The sequence below is a fragment of the Streptomyces sp. Rer75 genome (genome assembly GCF_013414305.1).
GTDB classification, from domain to species: Bacteria; Actinomycetota; Actinomycetes; order Streptomycetales; family Streptomycetaceae; genus Streptomyces; species Streptomyces himastatinicus.
In genome coordinates this window covers 2,786,537-2,806,291 of the sequence record NZ_CP058693.1, presented here as the reverse complement: position 1 = coordinate 2,806,291, position 19,755 = coordinate 2,786,537, and the positions used below count along the sequence as shown (strand labels likewise).

Sequence of the window (19,755 nt, the reverse complement as noted above, 5' to 3'; positions counted from 1 at the left end):
GCTCATTGTGAGCCGCGCCAGTCCTGCCCCTCGACGATCAGGCCCGCCACCAGCGCACCCGACATCCCGGCGTGGGCCAGCCCGCCGCCCGGGTGGGACCAGCCGCCCGCCAGATAGAGGCCCGGGAGCCGGGTGAGGTTGGCCGGACGCAGATACCGGCCCTCGGCACCGGCCAGCGCCGGGCCCGGCACGGAGCCGCCCGCGACACCGGTGTCGGCGGCGATGTCACAGGGGGTGCGGACCTCGCGCCACAGGATCCGGTCCCGCAGCCCCGGTATCGCCGCCTCCGCGGCCGTGATCAGCCGGTCCGCGCCCCGCGCGGCGGCCTCCCCGTCGGTCCAGTCGACCGGTCCGTGCGGGGCGACGACCGCGCTGAGGGTGACGGCCTCGTGGTCGTCGTCGGGGCGGATCGCGGGATCGTCCGGGCGCAGGACGGTCACCGTGGGGCGCGGACAGGGCTCGCGCAGGTCCCCGTCACCCTCCGCGCCGAAGACGGCGGTCAGCTCCGCCTCCCGGTCCGGGGCGTGCACCACGGTCCGGTGCACCGCGTCGTCGGGGCGGCCGCCGCGCAGCGCCAGGAAGACCGTGAGGCGGCCGGGCGGACCGCCGCCGGGCCCCGGCTCGGGCGTGACGTCCTCGCCCTCCCGCCAGGGCTCCTGGCCGCCGAGCAGGGCGGGCAGCAGCGCCGGGTCGATGCCCGCGACCACCGCGTCCGCCTCGGTGACCGTGCCGTCGGCCAGCTCGATGCCCGCCGCCCGGCCGTCCTTCTCGACGATGCCGGTGACCTCCGCCTCGAAGCAGAACTCCACCTTCCGCTTGCCGCAGCGCTCGTACAGCGCGTCGGCGAGCGCCCGCATCCCGCCGCCGACGTACCAGGTGCCGAAAGTCTGCTCCACATAGGGCAGCACGGTGGCGCTCGCGGGGGCGGTGCGCGGGTCCAGGCCGTGCGCGAGCGCATGGCTCTCCAGCAGGGCGGCGGCCCGCGGATCCGCCAGCTCCCGCCGCGCCACCTCGGCCAGGGTGGGCACCCGCGAACGGCCGCCGCGCGCGAAGAGCCCGCCGAACCAGCCGCGCCGCGCGGGGACGGCGGCCGGATACGGATCGCTGCCCAGCCCCCGCCAGTCGGTGTGCAGCGGCTCCTCGAGCAGGGGTCTGCGGGTGGCGTCCCACACCTCCCGCGCCCGGTTGACCAGATCGCTCCAGCGCTCGCCCGCGCCCGCGCCGAAGGCGCCGTCCAGCGCCTGGAGCACCCCGGCGCGGGAGGCGTTGGGCAGCGCCACGTCCGTGCCGTCGGCGAAGAGGTGCCGCACCGCCGGGTCGACCTGGGTGAGCCGGACGGTCTGCTCCAGGGTCTCCTTGCCGGTCTTCACGAACAGGTCCCGGTAGACCGCGGGCAGCCGCAGCAGCCCCGGGCCCGTGTCGAAGCGGAAGCCGTCCCGCTCGAACAGCCCGACCCCGCCGCCATGGGTCCGCCCGCGCTCGTACACCACCACCCGGTGGCCCGCGACGGCCAGCCGGGCGGCGGCCGCCATGGCGCCCATCCCAGCGCCGATCACCGCAATCCGTGCCATGCCAGTGACTTTATCCGGCCCCACCGACAGCCCCGCGCTCGTCCCCAGGCGCGCGCTGGGCCTGCGCGCGGGGGACTGAGTACCCGTACCTAGTCGGCGAGATGAGTAGGCGCGCGGATGGGCGGCCACCCCCGCAGACGGGAGAGTGGAGCACACGGAAGGACGCGGACCGGACCGCCGACACGGGGCGGCGGAACGGCACGGCGGCCTTCCGGACGGGGGAGCCGCCGGGGAATACGCCCCGGGGGCTCTCACGGGGGAAAACGGGGGAAGTACGGGGGAAACGGGGGAAGTACGGGGGGAGGCGCTGTTCCGAGACGGGTCGATGGGGGTCGAACCGTTCCGGAACAGCGCCTTCTGTTTCGTGCGGGCGACCGTCCCGCGGCAGCTGTCGCAGGGACCTCAGCTGTCGCAGGACGTCGTCAGCCCGAAGCCGGAGCCTCCTTGACCAGGGCTCCGCCCACCCGCCCCTGCAACAGCCGGGACAGGGCGGCGTGGACGTCCTCCAGCGACCGCTCCGGCTGGTAGGACTGCCAGTCGAGCGCGGCCACCAGCACCATCCCGAACAGCGCCGAGGCGGTCAGCGGGATGTCGATGTCGTCGCTCAGCTCCCGCGCCGCCACCCCGGCCCGCAGCTCGGCCTCGATCACCGCTATGGCCTGCTGCCTGACCATCATCAGCGTCGACTGCCAGGCCCGGTTGGTGCGCCACAGCTCGGCCACGTACAGCTGGGTCAGCGCCGGATAGCGGGAGATGAAGTCCAGCCCGGCCCGGACCATGGCGTCCAGCGCGTCCACATGGCTGCCGCCGCGCTCGGCGTTCTCGTCGGCGGCGTTCTGGAGCGAGGCGGTCAGCAGCTCGACGCCGTGCCGCAGCAGCTCCTCGAAGAGCACGGTCTTCGACGCGAAGTTGTAGTACACCGTGCCCTTGGCCACCCCCGCCCGCTCGGCGATCTCGTCCACGGTGGTGGAGGAGAAGCCCTGTTCGGCGATGAGGGTGACCGCTGCCTCGAAGAGTTTCTGCCGGGTGCCCTGGCGGCGCGTGCTGCTGCTGTCCATGGCGCCGATTCTGCCCGCTGCCGGAGTGGTCCCGCTCACAGGGCGCCCACAGGCATGGCGCCAACCGGTCCGGTGCTCACAGCGACAGCTGGGGGTGCAGCCGGTCGACCGACCATACCTGCCTGCGCCGCGCCGACCACGCGGTGAGCGCGAGCGCGGCCGCGCCGAAGCCGAGCAGCACCCCGCACGCGACCCACACCGGACCGAGCCCGCCGCCCGTGATGAGCCGCCGCAGCCCGTCCACGACGTAGCTCATCGGCAGGAAGGGGTGGATGGCGTTGAAGAACCGGGGGCTGGTCTGCACCGGATAGGTGCCGCCCGCCGAGGTCAGCTGGAGCATCAGCAGCGCCAGGACGAGGATCCGCCCGGCCGGTCCGAAGCGGGCGTTCAGCCATTGCACGATCGCCGCGAAACAGGCGGCCACCAGCACCAGGAAGCCGACCGTGCCCGCGGCCCGCACCATCCGGAGCCCCACCGCCCAGTGCAGCACGGCCATCAGCGCCACCGTCTGGAGCGCGCCGATCGCGGCGACCGGCAGCCATCCGGCGAGCGCGACGCGCCAGGAGGAGGCCCCGGCGGCGACCGCCCGGGCATTGAGCGGCGGGATCAGCATGTAGGCCACCATCGCGCCGACCCACAGGGACAGCGGGATGAAGTACGGGGCGAAACCGGTGCCGTAGTTGGGTGCTTTGTGCAGCGCCTGGTTGACGAGCTGGACGGGGTCCGCCATCACCCCCGTACGGGCGTCCCGGTCGTGCTTGTCGTAGTCGGGGATCTTCGCGGCGCCGTCGTGCAGCCCGCCGGAGAGCGTGCCGGAGCCGTCGGCCAGCTTGACCAGACCGCCCTTCAGGGAGGTCGACCCGGTGCGCAGCTTCCCGACGCCGCTGTCGAGGGTGGACGCCGCGCCGTGGGCGGTGGTCAGCCCGGTGTGCAGCTTGCCCGCGCCCTTGGCCACCTTGTGCGCCCCGGAGTTGAGGGCGTTGACCTTCTTGACCGCGGCGTCGAGGTCGGTGCCCAGGTGCGGGGCCTTGTCGGCGAGCAGGAGCGCCTTGTCGTGCAGGTCGTTCAAGTCGTCCGCGAGGGTGTCGAGTTGCCCGGTGTTGTCCTTGACGAGCTTGTTGACGTCCTCGGCCACATCGGCGGCGCGGTCGGCCGCCTGTACGGCCTTCTTCAGCGCCGGGCAGTCGGGGGCGGTGGCCACCGGCCCCTCGCAGCGGGTCCGGTAGTCGGCGGCGAGGTCGTCGGACGCCGAGCGGGCGTCGGCGGCGGCGGTGGAGGCCGCGTCGGGGAGGTCGTCCAGGTTGTCGGACGCCCGCTGGGAGGCGTCCGCGACCAGCCGGGAGACGTCGCCGATCTCCTTGCCGTGCTTCTTGAGGAACGGACCGGCCTCGTCCGATACGTCGTTCACCGTGTCGGACAGCGCCTGGGTGCCGTCGGCGACCCCGCCCGCGCCCGTGTCCAGCGTCCCGGCGCCCTTGTTGAGCTTGCTCAGCCCGGACTTCAGGCCGTGGCTGCCCTTCTTCGCCGTGCCCAGGCCCTTGGCGAGGTCACCCGCGGCCGTCCTGGCCTTGCCGATGCCCCGGCCCAGCTCGTCGGCGCCCTTGGCGGCCTTCTCGGTGCGGCCGTGGATGTCCGCGAAGGAGACGAAGATGTTGTCGTAGAAGCCCCGGGACGCCTTGGTGGAGGCCGCCGCGCGCACCTCGGAGAAGACGCTGCGGGAGATCTGGCCGACGATGTAGTTGTTGGCGTCGTTGGTGCGCACCTTGAGGGCGCCGGTCTCCGGGCTCGCGCCGGAGCTGGAGGCGATCCGCTTGCTGAAGTCCTCGGGCACGGTCAGCGACAGGTAGTACCTGCCGTTCTCGACGCCCTCGCGCGCCTCGGCGGCGCTGGTGCGGTGCCAGTCGAAGCTCTTGCCGCTGCCGAGCAGCCGGTCGGTGAGGTCGTCGCCCGCGGTGAGGTGCTTGCCCTTCACGGTGGCGCCGCTGTCGGAGTTGACGAGCGCCACGGGGATCTTGTCGAGCTTGCCGTACGGATCCCAGAAGGACCACAGATAGAGCGCGCCGTACAGCAGGGGCAGCAGGAGCAGGGCGGCGAGCGCCGCCCGGGGCAGCTTCCCCCTGCCGAACCGCTTCAGCTCAAGCGCGGCCAGTTTCGGCGAGCGCATCCGCCGCCCCCTCCTCGTCGTCATGGTTGTCGTCGGGCGTGCCGGCGGCGGTCGAGACCACCACGGCGCCCTCGGGGGCCTGGCTGCACACCGCGAGGACCGTGGTGCCGCCCTCCGCGATCCCGCGCAGCAGCGCCCAGGCCCGCTCGCGCTCGGCGTCCGATAGCTTCAGGTCGGTGTCGTCCAGGGCCAGCAGCTGTGGCCGGGAGATCAGCGCGAGCGCCATCGACAGCCGCAGCGCCTCCAGCCGCTCCAGGTCCCGTACGGCCGTACGCGGCCCCTTGGGCAGCGCCTCCAGGTCGAGTCCGGCCTCCGTGAGGGCCCCCTCGATCGCGGCCCGGGAGGCGGCGGCGCGCTCCCGGCGCGGCCGCAATAGCCCGCGCGGCGAGTCCCCGAACCGGCGCTGGAGCAGGGCCCGCTCGCGCAGATGCTCGGCGACCGTCAGCGCCGGGTCGAGTTCGCTGACGCCGGGCACGTGGGCGAGCGCGCTGATCCGGCGTATCCGGCGCATCTCCTGGGGGACCCGGAAGCCGCCGACGGCGGCCTCCCCGGCGGTGGGGCGCATCCGTCCGGTGAGCGTGAGCAGCAGACAGGTGCGCCCGGAGCCCGAAGGCCCCTCGACCGCGATCAGCGCGCCGGGGTCCGCGGTGACGCCGACATCGCGATACGCCCAGCCGTGTGAGCCCTTGACGCCGAGTCCGTCGGCCGTCACCGCCGCTCCGGCGACCCCGTCCGGGGTGCCCGTCACGAGAACCACTCCCTGTGTGCATCGGCTGTGTGAATCATCAACTTTTTGAACTGACCAGTCAGTTCAATTCAGTATGAGGGATCGCGAATAGGGCATCCGGACGGGGGCGGATCCAGCGGTGCCCCGGAGGTGGTCCAGAAGTGGCCCAGAGGCGGCCCAGAGGTGAAAGGAGCAGGTCAGGGCCGATTGTCAGTGGTGTGCCCCACGATGGCCACATACGGCGGTCGCTCCGTCACACGACCCGGCCGCCACGCGACGACAGGAGGTTCGTCATGGCCAGTACCGCCGCAGAGCGCCGGCACCGTGCCGCCGCCCCTGCCCCTTCGTTGACCGGCCCCGCGAGCGACGTCCACCCCGTTCTGCGCCGCTCCGCGGCCCCGCCCGCCGCGCTGGACCTGCTCACCCAGGCCCACCAGGGGCTGGAGGAGGCCGCCGTGCTGGAGACCGCGAACGAGCGATTTGCCACCGCGCATCTGGCGGCCCTGCGCACGGCCGCCGCCGTGCTCGCCGTACGGGGCCGCCCCGAGACCACGGCCCGGCGCCGCGCCCGGATCCGCAGCACCTGGGAAGTGCTCCCGGAGGTCGCCCCCGAACTGGCCGAGTGGAGCGCCCTGTTCGCCTCCGGCGCCGAGCGCCGGGCCCGCGCCGAGGCCGGGATACAGGGCGCGGCCAGCTGCCGCGACGCGGACGATCTGCTGCGCGCCGCCGCCATGTTCCTGCGGCTGGTCGAGCGGATGCTGGTGCTCCAGCCCGCGCTGCCCCGGCAGGCCCCGCCGACGGACACCCCGCCGACGGACGGCGAGCCGGGCCGCTGACCACCGCTGGAACCACCGCGGGACCGGCCCGGGCTCCGGAGGCAATAGGCTGGGAGCGACGTCAGTAACCCGTCGTCGCCGCCCCGCGCGGTGACGGCACCGCGCCGAGGAGCCACCCGCCGTGTCAGACCCGCAGCGCCCCCGTGCGTCCCTCCGTACCGCCGTGGTGTGGGAGGTCCTGAAAGACGCCCTGGAACGGCGGGCCAAGGCCGCGGGCGGGGAGGTGGCGGCAGCCGAGGGGACCGGTAGCGGGGCCGCGCACGGGACGCTCGACGTGCTCGACACCGGGGGCGGCAGCGGCAACTTCGCCGTGCCGGTCGCCCGGCTCGGCCACCGCGTCACGGTCGTCGACCCCAGCCCGAACGCGCTGTTCGCGCTGGAGCGGCGGGCCGCCGAGGCCGGGGTCGCCGACCGGGTGCGCGGCGTCCAGGGCGATGCCCACGGCCTGTTCGACGTGGCCGAGCGCGGCGGCTACGACGTGGTCCTGTGCCACGGCGTGCTGGAGTACGTCGACGACCCCGCCGAGGGCCTGCGGAACGCGGCGGACGCGCTGCGCCCGGCGGGCACCCTCAGCGTGCTCGCCGCGGGGCTCGGCGGTGCCGTGCTCGCCCGCGCCCTGGCCGGACACTTCACCGAGGCCCGGCAAGCGCTTACCGGGCCGGACGGCCGCTGGGGCGAGGGCGACCCCATGCCGCGCCGCTTCACCGCCGACCAGCTCTCCGAGCTGGTGGCCGAGGCCGGGCTGGAGATCGCCGCGGTGCACGGCGTACGGGTCTTCGCCGACCTGGTGCCCGGAGTGCTGGTCGACACCGAGCCCGGCGCCCTCGACGCGCTCCTGCGGCTGGAGGAGGCCGCCGCCGAGCTGCCCGCCTTCCACTCCGTCGCCACCCAGCTGCACGTCCTCGCCGAGCGGGACTGACGGCCCCGCCGTTCCCGCCCCCGTTCCGTGACGGATGGCGCAGGTGGAGTAGGCCACAGGGCACCCGCTCGGCCGTCCGGCCCCGTATGATCGGGGTACACCGTCCGGCATGGCGAATCGGCGGGAGGGGAATGGACGTCTCAGCGTCAACTTTCGTCACACACGTAACGGTGGGCGAATTGGCGCTGAGGGGCGGGTTTCACGGGGGCGATTCCCTGCCTATCCTGAAAGGGTCGCACCCCGGTCGCCCCCCGCGACCGACGAGTAGGAGGACTCCGTGCCGCTCTCGGAGCACGAGCAGCGCATGCTCGAGCAAATGGAGCGAGCGTTGTACGCCGAAGATCCCAAGTTCGCGACAACGCTTGAGGGAAGCGGCCTGCGCACGTACACCCGGCGACGGGTCTACCAGGCGGTCGCGGGTTTTCTGGTCGGCATCGCGCTCCTGATGGTCGGAGTGATCGTTCCGCAGATCTGGATCAGCGTGGTGGGCTTCCTCATCATGCTGGGGTGTGCGGTGCTCGCCGTGACGGGCTGGCGCAAGGCGCCCAAGCCTGGTGAGGCGCAGCGGGCGGGTGGGGCCGGACCGCCCCGCCGTCAGGGCCGCCAGCGCCGTTCCATGATGGACCGGATCGAGGAGCGGTGGCAGCGCCGCCGCGACGAGCAGGGCCACTGACCACCGGGACCCCTGGCCGGAGTGGGGCCACCGGCTGAGAACGCATGGGTGAGGGGCGGTCGCCACGGGCGACCGCCCTCACCCATGTCCGCCCCGCCGGTGCCCCGATGCGGACCGCCCGCCCCCCGGCCTCGCCCAAGGCATCGCGCCCGGCCTTTCATGGCGGGCCGTCTCCGGCCTTTCATCGACGGTCGCGCCTGGCCTTCCACCGGGGCTCGAACCGCCGACATCTGCCTTGTAAGGGCGGCGCTCTACCGCTGAGCTATGCGCCCTGAGCGAGCTGTCAGCCGGGCCGTCCCTGGCCCTTCCCCCACGGGGCGCGCCCGCTCTTCGCCGGGCGGTCGCACCGGGTCATTCACCGGTGGGCCGCACCCTGGCCTTGTATCGGCGAGGGCGCCTGGCCCTTCGTCCGTGGGCCGCAACTCGGCCTTTCACCGGTGGCCCCGGCCGTTCACCCACGGGCCGCGCCCGGCCCTTCGCCGGGGCGGTCTTGCCGCCCCGGCGAAGGGCCCGGGGCCCGCCTCAGCCGCGCTCTCCGCGCGGGGCGCGGAGCTGGGCCGCCCAGCGGGCCCACCGTGGGGCTCCCCAGCGGTCGACCAGGGCGGACCAGCGTCGGCCGCCTGCCCACACCAGCTGGACCGCCGAGCGCGGGGCCAGCAGGGCTCGCAGACGCTCCCGGCGCCCGGCGCCGGCCTGGAGACCGGCCAGGACCGCCCGCACGTCGTCGGCGACCCCGGCGACCGGGCGCGGGTGCGGCGCGTACAGCACCTGCTCGACCGCCGCGGCCACCCGCTCGCCCGCCCGGCGCGCCTCGTCGTCCAGCTTGGTGAGCCGCACGATCCGGGCCACGGCCTTGCGCGAGGTCTGGGAGTCGTCCGGCAGGACGCCGAAGTCCCAGGCACTGTCGACCAGTTCGTGCCAGGCCGCCAGGATCCGGTCGGCGGCGTCCCGTTCGGTGCGCCCGCCGGAGCCGTCCAGTCTGCGGGCCCGGACCCGCCGCCGCCACAGCATGGGCAGCAGCGGCACCACGAGCACCAGCAGCGACAGCGAACTCCAGCTGGTGACCGTGGACACCGACAACCCGCCGCCCGAGGAGCCGTCACCGGGCTGAGGGACCGCGGCCGCGTCGCAGCCGCCCTCCTTCCGCAGTTCCGGTGCGCAGCTCTCCGAGGCGGACGGTGCGGCCGTCGGCTCGGAGCTGGTGCTCGGCTGGGCCGACGGCTCGTCGGGGACCTCGCCCGACGGCGTCTGCTCCATCGTGTAGTCGGGCTGGGTGCCGCGGCTCGGGGTGGGCTCGAAGCGGGTCCAGCCGACGCCCTCGAAGTACAGCTCGGGCCAGGCGTGTGCGTCCTTCAGCCCGACCGACACCGAACCGTCCGCCTGCGAGGTGCCGGGCGTGAACCCGACGGCCACCCGCGCCGGTATGCCCAGCGTCCGGGCCATCGCCGCCATGGAGAAGGAGAAGTGGACGCAGAAGCCCGCCTTCTGCCTGAGGAACTTCGCGATCGCGGTCGAACCGCTGCCGGACTGCACCTCGGTGTCGTACCGGAAGCCCCCGTTCACCGCGAACCAGTCCTGGAGCTTGACCGCCTTCTGGTACGCGTTGGACGCGCCCGAGGTCACCTCGCGCGCGGTCCGGGAGACCACGGGCGGCAGCGAGTCAGGCACCTCGGTGTACTCGCGCAGCAGCCGCGGGTTCGGAGGCGGGGCGGAGGCCAGCTGGTCGGCGGTCGGCTCCACCATCAGGCTGGTGACCCGGTAGCGGGCGCCGCGGGTGGTCTGGCCGCGGTCGCCGACCAGCGTGCGGCCCTCGGGTTCGTACCGCCAGCGCCCGTCGATCTGCACCTTGTCGGCCGGGTAGGGGAGCGGCAGCCAGTTCTGCGCGTACCACTCGGCGGCCGAGATGGTGGTGTCCACGGAGGTGGTCCGGACCGCCGGGCCGAGACCGGTCGGCGCCGGCAGTCGGCTCGGCACGTCGGTGACGTGCCGCTCCGACGACTTCCACGAGGCGCCGTCGAACTTGTCGAGCGCCACGATCCGCAGATACATGTCCTGGGTGGTCTGCGAGGAGGTGCGGTACCGCAGCACCTCCCTGTTCTCCGGCTGGTTCAGGCTGTCCTGGAGCGACACCAGCGGGTTCACCGCCGAGATGGTGCCGCCGCCGCTGCCCGGCCCGCCACCGCTGCCCTGCCGGTTCAGCAGCCCGCCGTCCAGGGACGGCAGCACGGCGGGCACCGCGACCGCGATGCCCAGCGCCAGCACGCCGATCCGGTGGCCTGCCCGGACCGGGGCCGACGCCGGGCCGCCCCCGGCCGCGGCCAGCCCCGAGGTCGGCATGCCCGGCGCGCGCGGGGCGCCGCCGCTGAAGACGCGGCCCCACTGGGAGAGCCGGTCCCGGCCCTCGGCCAGGAGCAGCAGCAGATAGCCGGCCGCCGCCACCAGGAACCACACCCAGTCGCTTCCGTCGTCCGACAGGCCCGCCGCGACCGAGTACAGCGCCAGCAGCGGCAGCCCGGCGGGGGCCGCGCTGCGGTAGGTCACCGCGAGCGCGTCGACCACCAGCCCTATCAGCAGCACCCCGCCGACCAGCAGCAGCCGGATGCCGTCGGTGACCGGCGCCGGGGTCGCGTACTGCCCGACGTCGCTGGTGCCCTCGCGCAGCAGCAGCGCGAACTCATGGAGGGCCTCCGGGCTCGGCAGCACCCCGGCGATCGCCTGCCCGGGCGCGAAGACGGCCGTGAGCAGCAGCAGCATCACCACGGCCTGCCCCGCCACCGTCAGCGGACGGGCCAGCGGCACCCGGCGGGCGGCCACGCCCGCGGTGCTCTGGACCGCCAGCAGCAGGACGGCCTGGAGCAGCCAGCCGGCCGGATTCACCAGCGGCAGCAGCGCGCACGCGGCCGCGGCCGTGGCCAACGCCGCGCAGATCGCCAGCCGAACGCTCCCACTCATCCCCAGCTCCCTGTCATGCCGCCGACGACCCGAGGTCCGGTGTCGGCCCGAGTGGCGCCCTGCCCGTCGGCCTGCCGCCACAGCTCCGCCAGCGAGGCGCCCGGGGCGACCGGCAGCGCCGTCCACCCCGCCTCGCGCAGTCGGCGCAGCGCGTCCTCCAGCTCTCCCGGATCGGCCGGTTCCACGCCCCGCGACCAGGCATGGCCGTCCATGACGAACGCCACCGCCGCCGTGGCGCGGTGCCGCATCCGCCCGACGAGCGCGGCCTGCTCCTCGTCCAGATCGCCCAGGAAGGCCACCAGCAGGCCCTCGCCCCCGCCGCCCAGCACGTCGTACGCGAGGGAGAGCCCGTCCTCGTCGGAGTGGTCCACCACCGCGAGGGTGTCCAGCATCAGCCCGGCCGTCTCCGCGGAGTCATGCGTGGAACCGGCGAATCCGCCCCCGCCGTCCGGGCCGGGCACCGAGCTTCCGGTGTCGGTCAGCAGCCGGACCGCATAGCCGCGCTCCAGCAGGTGCACCGAGGCCGAGGCCGCGCCGCACACGGCCCACTCGAAGGGGGAGTCGGGCCCCGCGCCCTCGTAGGCGATGCCGCGGGTGTCCAGCAGCACCGTGCAGTGGGCGCGCTGCGGCTGCTCCTCCCGGCGCACCATCAGCTCTCCGTAGCGCGCGGTGGACCGCCAGTGCACCCGGCGCAGGTCGTCGCCGTGGCGATAGCCGCGCGGGATCACATCGTCCTCACCGGCCAGGGCGAGCGAGCGGTGCCGCCCGTCCCCGTACCCCGCGGCCTCGCCGGTCAGCCGCACCGCGGGCAGCGGCTCGACCCGGGGCACCACGGTGAGCGTGTCGTAGGCGCTGAAGGCGCGGGTCAGCTCGCACATCCCGAACGGGTCGTTCAGCCGCAGCTGGAGCGGGCCCAGCGGATAGCGGCCGCGCAGATCGGAGCGGACCCGGTAGGACACCTCGCGGCGGCCGCCCGGCTCCACCCGGTCCAGGACGAAGCGGGGACGCGGCCCCAGCACGTACGGCACCCGGTCCTGGAGCATGAGCAGCCCGGTGGGCAGCCGCGAGACGTTGTCCATCCGCAGGTGCACCCGGGCCTCGGAGCCCGCCGGGACCCGCGCGGGCGCGAGCCGCCGGCTGCCCGCCACCCGGTACCGGGTGCGGTAGACCACGGCCACGCACACCAGGGGCAGCGCCGCCAGCAGCAGCCCCACCCGCAGCAGATCGGCCTGGCCCAGCACATAGCTGCACACCGCGGCGGCGACCCCGGCGGCCAGGAAGGAACGGCCGCGGGTGGTCAGCCCGGCCAGCGCCGCCCGGATCGTGCCCCGGTCCTCTCCGCTTCCGGCGCCCCCGGGGCCCGTGCCCGTCCCCCCTGTGGTCATCACAGCCTCCGTGCGCCCGGCTGCTGCCCGTAGTCGACCGGGGGCATGGGAGGCACCGGGGGCACCGGTCCGCCGCTCCGCTGCGACGAGGTGGGCAGCGGGGTGTGCTGGAGGATGTCGCCGACGACCTGCTCCGCGGTGCGCCGGTTCAGCTGGGCCTGGGCGGTGGGCAGCAGGCGGTGGGCCAGCACGGGGACGGCGAGCGACTGCACGTCGTCGGGGAGGGCGAAGTCCCGCCCGGCCAGCGCGGCCGACGCCTTGGCGGCCCGCAGCAGGTGCAGGGTGGCCCTGGGGGAGGCGCCGAGCCGCAGATCGGGGTGGTTGCGGGTGGCGGACACCAGGTCCACCGCATACCGCCGGATGGCCTCGGCGACGTGCACCGAGCGCACCGCCTCGACCAGCTTGACGATCTCGTGGGCGTGCGCGACCGGCTGCATGTCGTCCAGCGGGGAGACCCCGCCGTGCACGTCCAGCATCTCCAGCTCCGCCTGCGGGCTGGGGTAGCCGATGGAGACGCGCGCCATGAAGCGGTCGCGCTGCGCCTCGGGCAGCGGATACGTGCCCTCCATCTCGACCGGGTTCTGGGTGGCCACCACCATGAAGGGGCCGGGCAGTTCGTAGCTCTTCCCGTCGATGGTGACCTGGCGCTCTTCCATCGATTCAAGGAGCGCGGACTGGGTCTTGGGGGAGGCGCGGTTGATCTCGTCGCCGATGACGATCTGGGCGAAGATCGCACCCGGCTTGAATTCGAATTCCTTGCGCTGCTGGTCGTAGATGCTCACCCCGGTGATGTCCGACGGCAGCAGGTCGGGGGTGAACTGGATACGGCGCACCGAGCAGTCGATGGACCGCGCGAGTGCCTTGGCGAGCATGGTCTTGCCGACGCCCGGGACATCCTCGATCAGCAGATGCCCCTCGGCGAGCAGTACGGTCAGCGAAAGCCGTACGACCTCGGGCTTGCCCTCGATCACACCCTCCACCGACCGGCGGACCCGCTCCGCTGTGGTGGTCAGATCGCTGAGGCTCGCTCGTTCGTCATAGGTCGTCACCCGGCCCTCCTCGGCCCGTTCTCAGGGCCGACTGTCCATCAGGGACGGACCGGCCCACCGCAAACGCTGTCACCGGCCCCCGCGGGGTTGCGGGGGACGATGTCATCTACGCATTCTTGCGGTCTTCGCCGTCTCGCGTCACTCGGCTGTGGATAACCCGGGGTTATTTGTCACGCTTGTACGAGTTCGAGGCGAAAATCTCCTCAGCTGCGCGGCTCGACCTCGCGCAGCAGGCCGGTCTTCACATCGAAGATGAAGCCCCGCACATCGTCGCGGTGCAGCAGGAACGGCGAGGTGCGGACGCGCTCCATCGACTGGCGCACATCGGCGTCCAGGTCCTTGAACGCCTCGACCGCCCACGACGGCCGCTGGCCCACTTCCTCCTCCAGCTCGTGCCGGAAGTCCTCGGTGAGGTTCAGCAGGCCGCAGCCCGTGTGGTGGATCAGCACGACGCTGCGGGTGCCCAGCGCGCGCTGGCTGATGGTCAGGGAGCGGATGATGTCGTCGGTGACCACACCGCCCGCGTTGCGGATGGTGTGGCAGTCGCCCAGCTCCAGGCCGAGCGCCTCGTGCAGATCGAGGCGTGCGTCCATGCAGGCGACGATGGCCACGCGCTGCACGGGGCGCGCGTCCATGCCGGGGTCGGTGAAGTTGGCGGCGTACTGGCGGTTGGCCTCGACGAGGCGGTCGGTGACCGAACCGGCGGTGCCGGCGGCGCTGTCGGAGGACTGGGGCAACGGCTGCGACGCTGATATCGACATGGCTATGACCCTAAGTCCACCAGGGGATTTTGTCTTTTCTTTAGGTTACGCAAACGAGGGCATCAGGTGCTCTGAAGGGGTGATTGTGAGCCACTCCACACCCCTGTGCGCCCCTTCCCAGCCCGTTCGGACGGAACAGTTCCGCTCCCGTCCACTCCGTCGGCGGGGCGCGCTGGCCGGTTGGTTGACCGAAGGGACGAGTGGACTAAAGTGGCGCGAAGTGGGAGGCGTGACGCTCCCCTTGGATCCTGGAAATTTCGCGTGAGCGCGGTGCGTACGTACCCCTCGGCCTCCTCCCGCTCCGGTCGCCTGACGTCACTTCCCCGGCGCCAGTCGGCCGCTTCCCCTTCAGAGCGGGTGGGGACCCGGCGGTGCGTACCCGCCACGCCCGACCCTCAGAAGGGCGCACGAGCAGCGCAATGAGCAGCAACGCTCTCCACGTTCCCGTCATGCTTCAGCGCTGCCTGGACATGCTGGCCCCCGCCCTCGCCGAACCCGGCGCGGTGGTGGTCGACTGCACGCTCGGCCTCGGGGGGCACAGCGAGGCGCTGCTGAGCAGCTTCCCCGCCGCCCGGCTCGTCGCACTCGACCGCGACCCGGACGCGCTCCGGCTGGCCGGTGAGCGGCTGGCCCCCTACGGCGACCGGGCGACCCTGGTGCACGCCGTCTACGACGAGCTGCCCGAGGTCCTGGACCGGCTCGGGGTGCCGCGCGTCCAGGGCGTCCTGTTCGACCTCGGCGTCTCCTCCATGCAGCTGGACGAGGCCGGGCGCGGCTTCGCCTACGCGCAGGACGCCCCGCTGGACATGCGGATGGACCAGTCGACGGGCATCAGCGCCGCCGAGGTGCTGAACACCTACCCGCCCGGTGACCTGGTGCGCATCCTGCGGACGTACGGCGAGGAGAAGTTCGCCAAGAAGATCGTGGACGCGGTGGTCCGGGAGCGCGCCAAGGAGCCGTTCAGCAACAGCGCCCGGCTCGTCGAGCTGATCCGCGAGGCCCTGCCGCAGGCCGCCAAGCGCACCGGCGGCAACCCCGCCAAGCGCACCTTCCAGGCGCTGCGCATCGAGGTCAACGGCGAGCTGGCCGTGCTGGAGCGGGCCGTTCCGGCGGCCGTGGCGGCGCTCGCGGTGGGCGGGCGGATCGCCGTGCTGTCGTACCACTCGCTGGAGGACCGGCTGGTCAAGCACGTGCTGGCGGCCGGTGCCGCCAACACCGCGCCGCCCGGCCTGCCGGTCGTCCCGGAGCGCTATCAGCCCCGGCTCAAGCTGCTCACCCGCGGCGCCGAGCTGCCCACCGAGGAGGAGATCGCCGAGAACCGCCGCGCCGCCCCGGCCCGGTTCCGGGGCGCGGAGCGCATCCGCGAGGACGCGCTGTGAACCGGGCGCCGGGACCGGCCGTACCGGGCGCGGCCACGGCCAGGCGGGCGCCCTTCGTGCTGCTCGTCGTGGTCCTGCTCGGCTCCGGCCTGATCGCGCTGCTGCTGCTGAACTCCTCGCTCAACCAGGGGTCGTTCGAGCTGAGCAAGCTGGAGAAGCAGACCGACGAGCTGAGTGACGAGCGCCAGTCGCTCCAGCAGGAGGTCGACCAGCTCTCCGCCCCCGGCGCGCTGGAGCAGCGCGCCCAGGAGCTGGGCATGGTGCCCGGCGGCAGCCCGGCGTTCCTCAACCCGGACGGCACGGTGGCGGGGGTGCCCGCACCGGCCACCGGGCAGCCCTCGGTGGCGCACGCCCCCGGCCCGCTGCCCCCGCTCGTGCTCGACCCCACCCCGGCGCCGACCCCGTCGGCCTCCGCCGCGGCGGAGGCCCCGGCCCCGGCCGTCCTGCCGTCGGCGAGCCCGCTGACCCCGGCGGCCGGCACCGGCGCCCCGACCACCCCGGCCCCTGGCAGGTGACACGGTGACGCGACCCCAGGACCCCCGCCGACGGGTGCCCGGCCCGGCGGCGCCGCGCGGCGACCGCGACCGCCGCCCGCGCCAGGGGGCGCAGCGCCGCCCCGGCGAGCGCGGCCCGCGCCCCGGCGCGCAGCGCGGCGGGCGCCCCGGGGGCGCTCCGGCGCAGCTGCGGCTGGGCAGCCCGCGCCCCCGGCTGCGGCTGATCAGCCTCGGCCTCACCCTCGTGATGCTGGCCTTCGTCGTACGGCTGCTCCAGGTACAGGCCGTGGACGCCTCCGCGTACGCCGCCAAGGCCAACGTCAACCGCTACATCCCGGTGAAGCTGTCCGCGGAGCGCGGGTCCATCACCGACCGCGACGGCGTCAACCTGGCCACCACGGTGGACGCGTACGACATCACGGCCGCCCCCGATCTGCTCACCCCGCGCAACGCCGAGATGAAGGACGCGCCCCGTCAGGCGGCCGCCCTCCTCGCGCCGATCCTCGGCAAGAACGAGGCGGACCTGGAGAAGAAGCTCACCGACAACCCGAAGTCGCAGTACGTCGTGCTGGCCCGGCAGCAGACCCCGCAGGTCTGGAACCAGATCAAGGACCTGAAGAACAACCTGGACGACGCTGCGGCCAAGGGCAAGGGCACCAACGTCCTCGCCGGCGTCAACCGGGAGTCGCACAGCAAGCGGGTCTACCCGGGCGGCGACCTCGCCGCCGGGATCCTGGGCTTCGTGGGCGCCGACGGGCGCGGCGCCGCGGGGATCGAGCAGCAGCTGAACAAGAAGCTCGCGGGCAAGGACGGCAAGCGCGTCTACGCCCAGTCCGGCGGCCACCAGGTGCCCACCGGGGACGTCAGCGAGAAGCCCGCGGTGCCCGGCAGCGACGTCGAGCTGACGATCGACCGCGACATCCAGTGGGCCGCCCAGAGCGCCATCTCCGACCAGGTGGAGAAGTCGCAGGCGGACCGCGGCTACGTCGTCGTCCAGGACACCCGCACCGGTCGGCTGCTGGCCATGGCCAACGCCCCCGGCTTCGACCCCAACGACATCTCCACCGCGGACGCCGACGCCCTCGGCAACGCCGCCGTCTCCGACGCGTACGAGCCGGGCAGCGTCAGCAAGCTGATGTCGATGGCCGCCGTCCTCCAGGAGGGCGCCGCCCGCTGGAACACCCAGGTGGAGGTCCCGAACCGGCTGCCGCGCGCGGGCCGCGCCTTCGCCGACGACATCGACCACCCCACCTGGTACCTCACGCTCAACGGGGTGCTCGCCAAGTCCAGCAACATCGGCACCATCCTCGCCACCGAGCAGCTGGGCAAGACCGAGAAGCAGAAGAACCGGATCCTCTACTCCTACTTGCGGCAGTTCGGCATCGGGCAGCCCACCGGGCTCGGCCTCCCCGGCGAGACCCCGGGCATCCTGGCCAAGCCGCAGGACTGGAGCCCCACCCAGGGCTACACCATCCCCTTCGGCCAGGGCCTGTCGCTCAACGCCGTCCAGGCGGCCTCCGTCTACTCCACCATCGCCAACGGCGGCCAGCGCATCGCCCCCAGCCTGGTGCGCGGCACCAGGGGCCCCGGCGGCGACTTCACCCCCGCGCCCGCGCCCAAGAAGACCCGCGTGGTGAGCCCCAAGACCGCGAAGACGCTCGCCGAGATGCTCGAATCGGTCGTGGACAACCAGGAGGGCACCGGCACCAAGGCGAAGATCCCCGGCTATCTGGTGGCGGGCAAGACCGGCACCTCCAACCGCGTGGACCCGAAGACCGGCCGTTACCACGGATACACCGCTTCGTTCGCCGGTTTCGCACCAGCGGACAAACCGCGCCTCACGGTCTACTGTGCGGTGCAGAATCCGACCAGGGGCAGTTATTTCGGCGGGCAGGTCTGCGGTCCGGTGTACAAGAAGGTCATGGAGTTCGCGCTCAAGTCGCTCCAGGTCCCGCCGACCGGGGAGCAGCCCAAGCGGCTTCCCGTGAGCTACAGCCCGGGCCAGTGAGCGGGTCCAGCCGTGACGACGATCACGCCGGAGCCCGGGAACCGGGGCCCGGTGCGCCGCTGCTCCGACGCCGGATTTCGCGGCGGAGCGGGTGGGCCGGGTACGCTCACCGCCGTGCCCCAAGCTGATCAGTCTCAAACCCCTCAGAAGGACGTTTCTGTGGAATACCCGGGAGCGCCCCGCCCTCTCCAGGTCCGGCCCGTCCCGCTCGCGGAGCTGGCGGACCAGCTGGGCGTCGATGCCTCCGGCGTCCCGGCTGAGGCCGCGGTCACCGGGATCACCCATGACTCGCGCGCCGTGCGCCCGGGCGACGTGTACGCCGCGCTGTCCGGCGCCCGGCTGCACGGCGCGGACTTCGCCGCCCAGGCCGCCGACCTCGGCGCGGCCGCCGTGCTGACCGACCCGGACGGGGCCGAGCGCGCCGCCGCCACCGGGCTGCCGGTCCTGGTCGTGGACAACCCGCGCGGCCGGATGGGCGCGCTGGCCGCCACGATCTACGACGAGCCGGGCCACAGCCTGCTCCAGATCGGCATCACCGGCACCTCCGGCAAGACCACCACCGCGTACCTCGTCGACGGCGGGCTCAGGGCCGCCGCGGAGAAGGCCGGAGGCGGTCCCACGGGGCTCATCGGCACCGTCGAGATGCGCATCGGCGACGACCGCATCAAGTCCGAGCGCACCACCCCCGAGGCCACCGACCTCCAGGCGCTGTTCGCGGTGATGCGCGAACGCGACGTCCACTCGGTCGTCATGGAGGTCTCCAGTCACGCCCTGGTCCTCGGCCGCGTCGACGGCTGCGTCTTCGACGTCGCCGTCTTCAACAACCTCTCCCCGGAGCACATGGAGTTCCACTCGGGGATGGAGGACTACTTCCAGGCCAAGGCCCAGCTGTTCACCAAGGCCCGCAGCCGGGCCGGAGTGATCAACTACGACGACGAGTACGGCCGTCGGCTCATCGAGGAGTCCGAGGTCCCGGTCACCACCTTCTCCGCCGAGGGCCACCCCGACGCCCACTGGCGCGCCGCCGACGTCGAGGTCGGCCCGCTCGGCTCGACCTTCACCGCGATCGGCCCGAACGGCGAGACGGTACGGGCCGCCGCCCCCATCGCGGGCCCGTTCAACGTCGCCAACGCGCTCGCCGCCCTCGTCGCGCTCGCCGTCGCCGGGATCGACCCGCAGACGGCCGCGGACGGCATCGGCGCCGTCCCCGGCGTGCCCGGCCGGCTGGAGCGCATCGACGTGGGCCAGCCGTACCTCGCGGTGGTCGACTACGCCCACAAGACCGACGCCGTGGAGTCGGTGCTGCGCGCCCTGCGCAAGGTCACCGACGGCAAGCTGCACGCCGTCCTCGGCTGCGGCGGCGACCGCGACCGGCTCAAGCGCGGCCCGATGGGCTCCGCGGTGGCCCGGTATGCCGACACGGCCGTACTGACCTCCGACAACCCGCGCTCCGAGGACCCGCTCGCCATCCTCGCCGCGATGCTCGCGGGCGCCGCCGAGGTGCCCTCGCACGAGCGCGGCGACGTCCTGGTCGAGGAGGACCGGGAGAACGCCATCGCCGCCGCCGTCGCCCGCGCGGAACCCGGCGACACCGTGATCGTCGCGGGCAAGGGCCATGAGCAGGGCCAGGACATCGCCGGGGTGATTCGCGCCTTCGACGACCGCCAGGTCCTGCGGGAAGCCATCGAGCTCAGCGAGCGAGCCAAGGGGCGCGGTCCGCAACGCCCCGAGGCGAGCGAACCGCACGGGCACACACCTCAAGACAACCAGGGATGACAG

The 19,755-nt window shown here is 73.6% G+C and carries 15 protein-coding genes; 7 read left to right on the top strand and 8 right to left on the bottom strand.

Annotation, left to right across the window (positions count from 1 at the left end; all coding sequences use genetic code 11):
- Positions 1 to 2 precede the first annotated feature (2 nt).
- From HYQ63_RS11685 to HYQ63_RS11670, 4 genes are all read right to left on the bottom strand, one after another.
- Positions 3 to 1,571 carry an NAD(P)/FAD-dependent oxidoreductase gene (locus HYQ63_RS11685; protein ID WP_179933759.1) on the bottom strand — a complete coding sequence of 523 codons (1,569 nt, stop codon included), beginning with the start codon at positions 1,569 to 1,571 and terminating at the stop codon, positions 3 to 5.
- A gap of 422 nt (positions 1,572 to 1,993) precedes the next feature.
- On the bottom strand, positions 1,994 to 2,629 hold the full coding sequence (locus tag HYQ63_RS11680; protein WP_123098130.1) for a TetR/AcrR family transcriptional regulator: 636 nt from the start codon (positions 2,627 to 2,629) through the stop codon (positions 1,994 to 1,996).
- A gap of 76 nt (positions 2,630 to 2,705) precedes the next feature.
- Entirely contained in the window at positions 2,706 to 4,793 is a 2,088-nt protein-coding gene (locus tag HYQ63_RS11675; protein ID WP_179933758.1) for a YhgE/Pip family protein, read from the bottom strand.
- On the bottom strand, positions 4,765 to 5,550 hold the full coding sequence (locus tag HYQ63_RS11670; RefSeq protein WP_179933757.1) for an ATP-binding cassette domain-containing protein: 786 nt from the start codon (positions 5,548 to 5,550) through the stop codon (positions 4,765 to 4,767). The genes HYQ63_RS11675 and HYQ63_RS11670 overlap by 29 nt, the downstream gene beginning before the upstream one ends.
- Positions 5,551 to 5,813: 263 nt before the next feature.
- On the opposite strand from HYQ63_RS11670, the gene HYQ63_RS11665 reads away from it, so the two are divergent.
- From HYQ63_RS11665 to HYQ63_RS11655, 3 genes are all read left to right on the top strand, one after another.
- Complete coding sequence (locus tag HYQ63_RS11665; protein WP_179933756.1) at positions 5,814 to 6,356, top strand: SAV_6107 family HEPN domain-containing protein; 543 nt, start codon at positions 5,814 to 5,816, stop codon at positions 6,354 to 6,356.
- Between the two features lie 121 nt (positions 6,357 to 6,477).
- The gene (locus HYQ63_RS11660; protein ID WP_179933755.1) at positions 6,478 to 7,275 is read left to right on the top strand and encodes a methyltransferase; all 798 of its coding nucleotides are present in this window, start codon (positions 6,478 to 6,480) and stop codon (positions 7,273 to 7,275) included.
- Between the two features lie 277 nt (positions 7,276 to 7,552).
- Positions 7,553 to 7,948, top strand: a complete 396-nt coding sequence (locus HYQ63_RS11655; RefSeq protein WP_009718649.1) for a DUF3040 domain-containing protein — start codon at positions 7,553 to 7,555, stop codon at positions 7,946 to 7,948.
- Between the two features lie 522 nt (positions 7,949 to 8,470).
- Here the strand turns inward: HYQ63_RS11655 and HYQ63_RS11650 are convergent.
- The 4 genes from HYQ63_RS11650 to HYQ63_RS11635 form a co-directional block, all read right to left on the bottom strand.
- Entirely contained in the window at positions 8,471 to 10,900 is a 2,430-nt protein-coding gene (locus HYQ63_RS11650; RefSeq protein ID WP_179933754.1) for a DUF3488 and transglutaminase-like domain-containing protein, read from the bottom strand.
- Positions 10,897 to 12,285 carry a DUF58 domain-containing protein gene (locus HYQ63_RS11645; RefSeq protein ID WP_179933753.1) on the bottom strand — a complete coding sequence of 463 codons (1,389 nt, stop codon included), beginning with the start codon at positions 12,283 to 12,285 and terminating at the stop codon, positions 10,897 to 10,899. The genes HYQ63_RS11650 and HYQ63_RS11645 overlap by 4 nt, the downstream gene beginning before the upstream one ends.
- Positions 12,285 to 13,334, bottom strand: a complete 1,050-nt coding sequence (locus HYQ63_RS11640; protein WP_123106235.1) for a MoxR family ATPase — start codon at positions 13,332 to 13,334, stop codon at positions 12,285 to 12,287. The genes HYQ63_RS11645 and HYQ63_RS11640 overlap by 1 nt, the downstream gene beginning before the upstream one ends.
- 203 nt (positions 13,335 to 13,537) lie before the next feature.
- Positions 13,538 to 14,095, bottom strand: a complete 558-nt coding sequence (locus HYQ63_RS11635) for a carbonic anhydrase (RefSeq protein ID WP_179933752.1) — start codon at positions 14,093 to 14,095, stop codon at positions 13,538 to 13,540.
- Positions 14,096 to 14,514: 419 nt separating this feature from the next.
- Here HYQ63_RS11635 and rsmH point away from each other — a divergent pair, with 419 nt between their 5' ends.
- From rsmH to HYQ63_RS11615, 4 genes are read left to right on the top strand one after another with little or no spacing between them, the layout of a single operon-like run.
- On the top strand, positions 14,515 to 15,474 hold the full coding sequence (gene rsmH, locus HYQ63_RS11630; RefSeq protein ID WP_179933751.1) for a 16S rRNA (cytosine(1402)-N(4))-methyltransferase RsmH: 960 nt from the start codon (positions 14,515 to 14,517) through the stop codon (positions 15,472 to 15,474).
- On the top strand, positions 15,471 to 15,989 hold the full coding sequence (locus tag HYQ63_RS11625; protein ID WP_179933750.1) for a septum formation initiator family protein: 519 nt from the start codon (positions 15,471 to 15,473) through the stop codon (positions 15,987 to 15,989). The genes rsmH and HYQ63_RS11625 overlap by 4 nt, the downstream gene beginning before the upstream one ends.
- A 4-nt stretch (positions 15,990 to 15,993) precedes the next feature.
- Entirely contained in the window at positions 15,994 to 17,976 is a 1,983-nt protein-coding gene (locus HYQ63_RS11620) for a penicillin-binding protein 2 (RefSeq protein ID WP_179933749.1), read from the top strand.
- A 12-nt stretch (positions 17,977 to 17,988) separates the two neighbouring features.
- Positions 17,989 to 19,752, top strand: a complete 1,764-nt coding sequence (locus HYQ63_RS11615) for a UDP-N-acetylmuramoyl-L-alanyl-D-glutamate--2,6-diaminopimelate ligase (protein ID WP_373689062.1) — start codon at positions 17,989 to 17,991, stop codon at positions 19,750 to 19,752.
- Positions 19,753 to 19,755: the final 3 nt, after the last annotated feature.

Bases quoted from the DNA above. Each gene is read 5' to 3' on its own strand.
- HYQ63_RS11685 (WP_179933759.1), bottom strand. From the start codon at position 1,571: ATGGCACGGATTGCGGTGATCGGCGCTGGGATGGGCGCCATGGCGGCC.
- HYQ63_RS11680 (WP_123098130.1), bottom strand. From the start codon at position 2,629: ATGGACAGCAGCAGCACGCGCCGCCAGGGCACCCGGCAGAAACTCTTC.
- HYQ63_RS11675 (WP_179933758.1), bottom strand. From the start codon at position 4,793: ATGCGCTCGCCGAAACTGGCCGCGCTTGAGCTGAAGCGGTTCGGCAGG.
- HYQ63_RS11665 (WP_179933756.1), top strand. From the start codon at position 5,814: ATGGCCAGTACCGCCGCAGAGCGCCGGCACCGTGCCGCCGCCCCTGCC.
- HYQ63_RS11650 (WP_179933754.1), bottom strand. From the start codon at position 10,900: ATGAGTGGGAGCGTTCGGCTGGCGATCTGCGCGGCGTTGGCCACGGCC.
- HYQ63_RS11645 (WP_179933753.1), bottom strand. From the start codon at position 12,285: ATGACCACAGGGGGGACGGGCACGGGCCCCGGGGGCGCCGGAAGCGGA.
- HYQ63_RS11635 (WP_179933752.1), bottom strand. From the start codon at position 14,095: ATGTCGATATCAGCGTCGCAGCCGTTGCCCCAGTCCTCCGACAGCGCC.
- rsmH (WP_179933751.1), top strand. From the start codon at position 14,515: ATGAGCAGCAACGCTCTCCACGTTCCCGTCATGCTTCAGCGCTGCCTG.